The 9,084-nt window shown below is 72.6% G+C and carries 7 protein-coding genes; 6 read left to right on the forward strand and 1 reads right to left on the reverse strand.

Annotated features, from left to right (window positions below):
• Positions 1–16 precede the first annotated feature (16 nt).
• The 4 genes from dnaE to H508_RS0111535 all read left to right on the forward strand — a co-directional run bounded on the left by dnaE (position 17) and on the right by H508_RS0111535 (position 6,554).
• Positions 17–3,526: a DNA polymerase III subunit alpha gene (gene dnaE / locus H508_RS0111520; RefSeq protein ID WP_026374169.1), complete on the forward strand. Its 3,510-nt coding sequence runs from the start codon at positions 17–19 to the stop codon at positions 3,524–3,526.
• A 213-nt stretch (positions 3,527–3,739) separates the two neighbouring features.
• Positions 3,740–5,050, forward strand: coding sequence for a histidinol dehydrogenase (gene hisD, locus H508_RS0111525; RefSeq protein WP_026374170.1), 1,311 nt, complete (start codon positions 3,740–3,742; stop codon positions 5,048–5,050).
• Positions 5,050–5,538, forward strand: coding sequence for a transcriptional regulator NrdR (gene nrdR, locus H508_RS0111530; protein ID WP_026374171.1), 489 nt, complete (start codon positions 5,050–5,052; stop codon positions 5,536–5,538). The genes hisD and nrdR overlap by 1 nt, the downstream gene beginning before the upstream one ends.
• Positions 5,535–6,554 (forward strand): quinone-dependent dihydroorotate dehydrogenase, encoded by a 1,020-nt coding sequence (locus H508_RS0111535; RefSeq protein ID WP_051223327.1) that lies wholly within the window; start codon positions 5,535–5,537, stop codon positions 6,552–6,554. The genes nrdR and H508_RS0111535 overlap by 4 nt, the downstream gene beginning before the upstream one ends.
• A gap of 27 nt (positions 6,555–6,581) precedes the next feature.
• Here the strand turns inward: H508_RS0111535 and H508_RS0111540 are convergent, their stop codons facing one another.
• A complete protein-coding gene (locus H508_RS0111540) occupies positions 6,582–7,142 on the reverse strand; it encodes a DUF3043 domain-containing protein (RefSeq protein ID WP_051223329.1) in 561 nt (186 codons plus the stop codon).
• Positions 7,143–7,225: 83 nt separating this feature from the next.
• Here H508_RS0111540 and H508_RS0111545 point away from each other — a divergent pair, with 83 nt between their 5' ends.
• Positions 7,226–8,635, forward strand: coding sequence for a dipeptidase (locus H508_RS0111545; RefSeq protein WP_026374174.1), 1,410 nt, complete (start codon positions 7,226–7,228; stop codon positions 8,633–8,635).
• Between the two features lie 46 nt (positions 8,636–8,681).
• Positions 8,682–9,023: a HesB/IscA family protein gene (locus tag H508_RS0111550; RefSeq protein WP_026374175.1), complete on the forward strand. Its 342-nt coding sequence runs from the start codon at positions 8,682–8,684 to the stop codon at positions 9,021–9,023.
• Positions 9,024–9,084 lie beyond the last annotated feature (61 nt).

Below are 9,084 nucleotides of genomic sequence, written 5' to 3' on the forward strand. Positions count from 1 at the left end.
GTAGGATCGAGGCGCCATGGCAGACTCCTTCGCGCACCTCCACGTCCACACCGAGTACTCGATGCTCGACGGCGCCGCTCGCATCAACGAGCTCATGAAGGCCGTGCAGGAGGAGGGGATGCCGGCGGTCGCGATGACCGACCACGGGAACGTCTTCGGCGCCTACGAGTTCTGGAAGGCGGCGCGCGCGCAGGGCGTCAAGCCCATCATCGGCACCGAGGCGTACATCACGCCCGGCACCCACCGCAGCGACAAGTCGCGCGTGAAGTGGGGCGGCGCCGACGCGTCGCCCGGCGACGACGTCTCTGGCAGCGGCGCGTACACCCACATGACGCTGCTCGCCGAGAGCAACGAGGGGCTCCGCAACCTCTTCCGGCTCTCGTCCTACGCCTCGATGGAGGGCTTCTACTTCAAGCCGCGCATGGACCGCGAGCTGCTCGAGCGCTACTCGACTGGCCTCATCGCGACGACCGGCTGCCCCTCGGGCGAGGTCCAGACGCGGCTGCGGCTCGGCCAGTTCGACGCCGCGCTCGAGGCGGCGGCGAGCTACCGCGACCTCTTCGGCGCCGACAGCTACTTCCTCGAGATCATGGACCACGGGCTCGAGATCGAGCGCCGCGTCAAGGACGACCTGCTCGAGATCGGCTCGCGCCTCGGGCTGCCGCTGCTCGCGACGAACGACCTGCACTACACGCACGCGGAGGATGCGAAGAGCCACGAGGCGCTGCTGTGCGTGCAGTCGGGCTCGACCATGGACGACCCGAACCGCTTCCGGCTCGAGGGCGGCGGCTACTACGTCAAGTCGGCCGCCGAGATGCGCCACCTCTTCCGCGACCTCGAGGGCGCGAGCGACAACACGCTGCTCGTCGCCGAGCGGTGCAACGTCGAGTTCGACGAGTCGGCGAACTACATGCCGCGCTTCCCGGTGCCCGAGGGCCACACGGAGGAGTCGTGGTTCCGGCACGAGGTGCAGGTCGGCCTCGAGCGCCGCTACCCGGGCGGCATCCCCGACGCCGTCCACCGCCAGGCCGAGTACGAGATGGGCGTCATCTCGAACATGGGCTTCCCCGGCTACTTCCTCGTCGTCGCCGACTTCATCAACTGGGCGAAGGACAACGGCATCCGCGTCGGCCCCGGCCGCGGCTCGGGCGCGGGCTCGATGGCCGCGTACGCGATGCGCATCACTGGCCTCGACCCGCTCGAGCACGGGCTCATCTTCGAGCGCTTCCTCAACCCCGACCGCGTCTCGATGCCCGACTTCGACATCGACTTCGACGACCGCCGGCGCCCCGAGGTCATCCGCTACGTGACCGAGAAGTACGGCTCGGAGCGCGTCGCCCAGATCGTCACCTACGGCACGATCAAGTCGAAGCAGGCGCTCAAGGACGCATCCCGCGTGCTCGGCTTCCCGTTCGGGATGGGCGAGAAGCTCACGAAGGCGATGCCGCCCGCGGTGATGGGCAAGGACATCCCGCTCTCGGGCATCTTCGACGAGAAGCACGAGCGCTACAAGGAGGCGGGCGACGTGCGGGCGGTCATCGAGACCGACCCCGACGCCAAGACCGTCTTCGAGACCGCGCGCGGCCTCGAGAACCTCAAGCGCCAGTGGGGCGTGCACGCGGCGGGCGTCATCATGTCGTCCGACCCGCTCATCGACATCATCCCGATCATGAAGCGCGAGCAGGACGGCGCGATCATCACGCAGTTCGACTACCCCGCGTGCGAGTCGCTCGGCCTGATCAAGATGGACTTCCTGGGGCTCCGCAACCTCACGATCGTCTCGGATGCGCTCGACAACATCCGCGCGAACCGGGGGGAGGAGCTCGACCTCGAGACCCTTGCGCTCGACGACCGCGGCGCCTACGAGCTGCTGCAGCGCGGCGACACGCTCGGCGTCTTCCAGCTCGACGGCGGGCCGCTGCGCTCGCTCCTGCGGCTCATGAAGCCCGACAGCTTCGGCGACATCTCCGCCGTGATCGCGCTCTACCGCCCCGGCCCCATGGGCGCCGACTCGCACACGAACTACGCGCTGCGCAAGAACGGCCTGCAGGAGATCACGCCGATCCATCCCGAGCTCGAGGAGCCGCTCGCCGACATCCTCGCCGAGAGCTACGGCCTCATCATCTACCAGGAGCAGGTGATGGCGGTCGCGCAGAAGGTCGCCGGCTACTCGCTCGGCCAGGCCGACATCCTGCGGCGTGCGATGGGCAAGAAGAAGAAGGCCGAGCTCGACAAGCAGTTCGAGGCCTTCTCGGGCGGCATGCTCGAGCGCGGCTACTCGGCCGCCGCGGTCAAGGCGCTGTGGGACATCCTGCTGCCCTTCTCGGACTACGCGTTCAACAAGGCGCACTCCGCCGCCTACGGCGTCATCTCCTACTGGACCGCCTACCTCAAGGCGCACTACCCGGCCGAGTACATGGCGGCGCTGCTGACGAGCGTCGGCGACTCGAAGGACAAGATGGCGCTCTACCTCTCGGAGTGCCGCCGCATGGGCATCACGGTGCTCCCGCCGGACGTCAACGAGTCGTCGCTCTACTTCACCGCCGTCGGCGACGACATCCGCTTCGGCCTGGGCGCCGTGCGGAACGTCGGCGAGGGCGTCGTCGACGGCATCATCGCGGCCCGCACCCGCGAGGGCGCGTACTCGAGCTTCCACGACTTCCTCAAGAAGGTGCCGCTCGGTGTCGCGAACAAGCGCACGGTCGAGTCGCTCATCAAGTCGGGCGCGTTCGACAGCCTCGGCGCGACGCGCCGCGCGATGCTCGAGATCCACGAGGATGCGGTGGATGCCGCCGTCTCGATCAAGCGGAACGAGGCCAACGGCCAGGTCGACCTCTTCGGCGACATCTTCGACGACCTCGAGACCGTCGCCGACCGGGTGCCCGACCGGCCGGAGTGGGGCAAGCGCGACAAGCTCGCGTTCGAGCGCGAGATGCTCGGCCTCTACGTCTCCGACCACCCGCTCTCGGGGCTCGAGCTCGAGCTCGCGAAGCACGCGACGCACCAGATCCAGGACCTCGCCGACACCGCCGAGGACGGCGACACCGTCACGCTGGCGGGCCTCATCACGAGCGTGCAGCACCGCGTCGCGCGCAGCTCCGGCAACCAGTACGGCATCTTCTCGCTCGAGGACTTCGGCGGTGAGCTCGAGGTCATGGTGCTCGGCAAGACCTACACCGAGTTCCGGCCGGCGCTCGTGCCCGACCAGGTGGTCGTCGTGCGCGGCCGAGTGCGCACGCGCGACGACGGCTTCACGGTGCACGCCAACATGATCGACACCCCCGACGTGCAGCCGGTCGACGAGAGCCGGCCGCTCGAGCTGCGGATCCCGGAGCGGCGCGCCTCGATGACGGCGATGCGCGAGCTGCGCACGCTGCTCGAGCGCCACTCGGGCCCTACCGACGTGCGGCTCGCGCTCGAGCGGCCCGAGGTGCTGCGGGTCTTCTCGCTGCCGCAGAAGGTGCGCGTCTCGAGCGACCTCTTCGGCGAGATCAAGAGCCTCCTCGGCCCCGCCTCGATCGCCTGACCCCGCCGCCGCACGCTCCAGTGGCGCTCGCGGTGGGTGAGTGGCGCCCGCGGTGGGTGAGTGGCGCCCGCGGTGGGTGAGTGGCGCCCGCGGTGGGTGAGTGGCGCCCGCGGTGGGTGAGTGGCGCCCGCGGCAGGTGAGTGGCGCAGGACGCCGCCACTCGGCGGCAGGGCAGGGGCGGCGCGGGCGGGCGCGGCGGATACGATGGAGGTCATGCTCCGACGACTCGACCTCACGACGCTGCCCGGGGATCAGGAGCTGCGCGCGCTGCTGCCGCGGCCGGCGGTCGACGTCGAGCGCGCGCTGCCCGCCGCGCAGGAGCTCATCGCCGACGTGCGCGAGCGCGGCGCCGACGCGCTCGTCGCGCAGGCCGAGCGCTTCGACGGCGTGCGGCCCGCCGACCTCCGCGTGCCGAGCGAGGCGGTCGAGCGCGCGCTCGCCGAGCTGGATCCCGCCGTGCGCACCGCGCTCGAGACGGCGATCGCCCGCGTGCGCGTCGGCTCCGCCGCGCAGGTGCCGCCGCCGAGCTCGGTCGAGCTCGCGCCGGGCGCGGTGGTCGAGCTGCGCTGGCAGCCGGTCGACCGCGTCGGCCTCTACGTGCCGGGCGGCAAGGCCGTCTACCCCTCGAGCGTCGTGATGAACGTCGTGGCGGCCCAAGCGGCGGGCGTCGGCTCGATCGCGGTCGCGAGCCCCGCGCAAGCCGAGCACGGCGGGCTCCCGCACCCGACGATCCTCGCCGCGTGCGCGCTGCTGGGCGTCGACGAGGTCTACGCGATGGGCGGCGCCGGCGCGATCGGCGCCTTCGCGCACGGCGTGCCGGGCATCGGCCTCGAGCCCGTCGACGTCGTCACGGGCCCCGGCAACGTCTTCGTCGCTGCCGCGAAGCGCGCCGTCGCGGGCCGCGTGCGCGTCGACGCCGAGGCCGGCCCGACCGAGATCCTCGTGATCGCCGACGACTCCGCGGATCCCGAGCTCATCGCGGCCGACCTCGTGAGCCAGGCCGAGCACGACGAGCTCGCGGCGGCCGTGCTCGTGACCGACAGCACCGACCTCGCCGACCGCGTCGACGCATCCGTCGCCCGCCGCGCCGCCGCGACCGCCGCGACCGAGCGCGTCTCGACGTCGCTCGCCGGCGAGCAGTCGGCGATCGTGCTCGTCGCCGACCTCGAGGCAGCCGCTCGGGTGAGCGATGCCTACGCGCCCGAGCACCTCGAGATCCAGTCGCGCGACGACGACGCCGTGCTCGCGCGCATCCACCACGCCGGCGCGATCTTCCTCGGCCCGCACTCGCCCGTGAGCCTCGGCGACTACGCCGCGGGCTCCAACCACGTGCTGCCGACCGGCGGCCAGGCGCGCCGCGTCGCGGGGCTCGGCGCCGCGACCTTCCTGCGGCCGCAGCAGGTCGTGCGCTACGACCGCGCGGCGCTCGAGGCGGTGCGCGCCGACGTCGTCGCGCTCGCGGGCGCCGAGGGCCTGCCCGCGCACGGCGAGGCGATCGACGCCCGGTTCGAGGAGGCGCGCTGATGCACTGCCCGTTCTGCCGCAACCCCGACTCGCGCGTCGTCGACTCGCGCACGACCGACGACGGCACGTCGATCCGCCGCCGTCGCCAGTGCACCGAGTGCGGGCGCCGGTTCACGACCGTCGAGACCGCGAGCCTCTCGGTCGTCAAGCGCTCGGGCGTGCTCGAGCCGTTCCGGCGCGAGAAGGTCATCGAGGGCGTGCGGAAGGCCGTGCGAGGCCGCCCCGTGACCGACGCCGACCTCGCGAGCGTCGCCCAAGCGGTCGAGGAGACCGTGCGCGCGACCGGCGCGAGCCAGATCGACGCGAACGAGATCGGCCTCGCGGTGCTGCCGCCGCTGCGCGCGCTCGACGAGGTCGCCTACCTCCGCTTCGCGAGCGTCTACAACGCCTTCGACTCGCTCGACGACTTCGAGTCGGCCATCCGCGCGCTCCGCGAGGAGCGCGCCGGCGCCGCGGCCGCCGACGACGGCGCCGAGGACGACCGGTGACCGCCTACGACCTGCTCTTCCGGCACGGCTTCGCGCGCGTCGACCCCGAGCGCGCGCACCACCTCGGCGCCGCCGCGATCCGCGCGATCGGCGCCGCGCGCCCCGGGGTGCGGACGGATGCGCGGCTCGCGACGCGCGCGCTCGGCCGGCAGTTCCCGACCCCCTTCGGCATCGCCGCGGGCTTCGACAAGGACGCGACGATGATCGCGGGCCTCGGCGCGCTCGGCTTCGGCCATGTCGAGGTCGGCACCATCACGGCGCGAGCGCAGCCCGGCAACGAGCGCCCGCGCCTCTTCCGGCTCGTCGACGACCGCGCGCTCGTCAATCGCATGGGCTTCAACAACGGGGGAGCGGCCGCCGCCGCCGAGCGCATCGCCGCCGCTCGCGAGGCGCGCTCGCGCCCGGTGATCGGCGTCAACATCGGCAAGAGCCGCGTCGTCGACGCCGACGACGCCGCGGCCGTCGAGGCCGACTACCTGCACTCCGCGCGCCTCCTCGCGCCGGTCGCCGACTACCTCGCGGTCAACGTCTCCTCGCCGAACACGCCGGGCCTCCGCGGCCTGCAGGAGGAGCGGGTGCTCGAGCCGCTGCTCGCCGCGGTGCGCGAGGCGGCCGCCGCCGTGCCCGTGCTCGTCAAGATCGCGCCCGACCTCGACGACGAGCAGGTCGCGGGCATCGCCGCGCTCGCGACGCGGCTCGAGCTCGCCGGCATCATCGCCACGAACACGACGATCCGCCGCGACGGGCTGCGGACGGCTGCGGATGCGGTGGCGCGCGCGGGCGCGGGCGGCCTGTCGGGCCCCCCGGTCGCGTCGCGCTCGCTCGCGGTGCTCCGCCTGCTGCGCGCCGAGCTGCCCGGCTCGATCGACGTGGTCTCGGTCGGCGGCGTCGAGACGGCTGAGGACGTCCGCGCACGGCTCGACGCGGGTGCCGCGCTCGTGCAGGGCTACACGGGCTTCATCTACCGCGGGCCCGGCTGGGCGCGCGAGATCAATCGCGGGCTGCTCGCGGGCTGATCGCGCGGCGCGAGGCGGCCGCCCGGCTCACTCCGGGTACTTGAAGAGCTTCGTCTTCGGCTTCGGCATGCGCATGAACGGCAGCTGCACCGACCGCATGGTCGCGTACCAGCCGTGCCCCTTCGCATCCTTCTCGCCGAACTTGCCGCGGATCGCGCGCCGCAGCTGCCACGCCATGAAGACGGAGTCGAGCACGACGATGATGACGAAGCCCCACAGCACGAGGTTCGCGATGAGGCGCCACTGCGGGTCGTTGAGGAACGTCATGACGAGCACGACGATCATCATCGGCATCGCGAGCGTGCCGATCGACAGGCGCGCGTCGACGAAGTCGCGCACGTAGCGGCGCACCGCGCCCTTGTCGCGCGCCGGCAGGTACTTCTCGTCGCCCGCCTCGAAGCCGCGGCGCGCCCTCTCGCGCTCCGCGCGCATCTTGTCCTGCATCTGGCGGCGGGCTTCCTTGCGGTCCTCCGGCACGAGCGGCCGGCGGTTGCGGGCGACCTGCTCCGACTGCTTGGGCGTGCGACGGCCCGAGGGCTCGGGAGCGGCGACGGCCTTGTCGTCGGCGGAACGGCGGAACAGGGCCACGGGGAGGTCCTTCTCGTTGTGTGCCAGGGGAGCCCCCATCCTACCGCCGCGCGCGTGCCGTGCCCGCGCCTAGGATCGAGCGCATGACTCTCGCCTCCGCTGACTCCAGCGCGCTCTCCGAGCGCGACCAGGCCATCCTCGCCGCCGTCGACGCCGGGTTCGCTCGCGCGGTCGAGGATCTCAAGGCGCTCGTGCGCATCCCCTCCGTCTCGTGGGACGCGTACGACCCCGCGCACGTGCGGGAGAGCGCCGAGGCGGTCGCCGCGCTCGCCGAGGGCACCGGCGTGTTCGAGCGCGTCTCGATCGAGCGCGCGCCGATCGGCGACACCGACCAGCTCGGCCAGCCCGCCGTGCTCGCGACGCGCGCGGCGCGGAACGGCAAGCCCTCGATCCTGCTCTACGCCCACCACGACGTGCAGCCGTGGGGCGACGAGGCGCTCTGGCGCACGCCGCCGTTCGAGCCCACCGAGATCGACGGCCGGCTCCACGGCCGCGGCGCCTCCGACGACAAGGCCGGCGTCATCACCCACCTCGCCGCCGTGCGCGCGCTCGCCGAGGTGCTCGACCCCGAGGTGGGCCTCGCGCTGTTCATCGAGGGGGAGGAGGAGCACGGCTCCCGCTCCTTCCAGCGCTTCCTCGAGCTCCACGCCGAGGCGCTGCGCGCAGACATCATCGTCGTCGCCGACAGCGACAACTGGTCGACGGAGACGCCTTCGCTCACCGTCGCGCTGCGCGGCAACGTCGCGCTCAACGTGCGCATCACGACGCTCGGCCACGCGAGCCACTCCGGCATGTACGGCGGGGCGGTGCCGGATGCGATGCTCGCGTTCGCGAAGCTCGCCGCGACCATCTGGGACGACGAGGGCTCGGTCGCGATCGAGGGGCTCACCGAGGCCGACCTCGACGTGCCCGAGCAGTCCGAGCAGCACCTGCGCGACGAGGCGGCGGTGCTCGACGGCGTCGAGCTCATCGGCACGGGGCCGCTGCTGCGGCGCCTGTGGGCGAAGCCTGCCGCGACGATCACGGGCGTCGACGCGCCGAGCGTGCCCGACGCATCCAACACGATCCTCCCGACGATGCGCTTCCGCCTCTCGACCCGCATCGCGCCGGGCCAGTCGGCCGCCGACGCGTTCGCCGCGATCGAGCGCCACCTGCGCGCGCACGTGCCGTTCGGCGCCCGCCTCGAGATCACCGACGTCGACCTCGGCGATCCCTTCCTCGTCGACGCGACGGGCTGGGGCGCCGAGGCGGCGAAGCGGGCGATGGCGGATGCGTGGGGAGCCGAGCCCGTCGAGGCGGGCATCGGCGGGTCCATCCCGTTCATCGCCGACCTCGTCGCCCAGTTCCCGGAGGCGCAGATCCTCGTGACGGGCGTCGAGGACCCCGGCACGATGGCGCACAGCCCCAACGAGTCGCAGCACCTCGGCGTGCTGCGCCGCGCGATCGGCGCCGAGGCGCTGCTGCTCGCGCGCGCGGGGGACCGCGAGGCGTAGGATGGGGGACGCCGGATGCGTCCGGCCGACTCGAAGGGAGCGAACCATGACGGATGTCGCGACGCACGGCGTCACGCTCACCGACACGGCCGCCGACAAGGTGCGCCGCCTGCTCGACCAGGAGGGCCGCGACGACCTGCGGCTGCGCGTCGCCGTGCAGCCGGGCGGCTGCTCGGGACTCATCTACCAGCTCTACTTCGACGAGCGCGTGCTCGAGGGCGACGTCGTGCGCGACTTCGACGGCGTCGAGGTCATCGTCGACCGCATGAGCGTGCCCTACCTCGACGGCTCGACGATCGACTTCGAGGACACGATCCAGAAGCAGGGCTTCACGATGGACAACCCGAACGCGCAGGGCTCCTGCGCCTGCGGAGACTCGTTCCACTGATGGTCCTGGTCACCTCGGCGCGGGGCGCGCGACGCGATGCGTCGCGGGGCTCCTGCGCCTG

It is taken from the genome of Agrococcus lahaulensis DSM 17612, assembly GCF_000425105.1.
In the GTDB taxonomy this organism is placed as follows: domain Bacteria; phylum Actinomycetota; class Actinomycetes; order Actinomycetales; family Microbacteriaceae; genus Agrococcus; species Agrococcus lahaulensis.

What these genes read in the sequence shown, in the direction of transcription:
- H508_RS0111550 (WP_026374175.1), top strand. Translation starts at nt 8,682, where the DNA reads ATGACGGATGTCGCGACGCACGGCGTCACGCTCACCGACACGGCCGCC.
- dnaE (WP_026374169.1), top strand. Translation starts at nt 17, where the DNA reads ATGGCAGACTCCTTCGCGCACCTCCACGTCCACACCGAGTACTCGATG.
- nrdR (WP_026374171.1), top strand. Translation starts at nt 5,050, where the DNA reads ATGCACTGCCCGTTCTGCCGCAACCCCGACTCGCGCGTCGTCGACTCG.
- H508_RS0111545 (WP_026374174.1), top strand. Translation starts at nt 7,226, where the DNA reads ATGACTCTCGCCTCCGCTGACTCCAGCGCGCTCTCCGAGCGCGACCAG.
- hisD (WP_026374170.1), top strand. Translation starts at nt 3,740, where the DNA reads ATGCTCCGACGACTCGACCTCACGACGCTGCCCGGGGATCAGGAGCTG.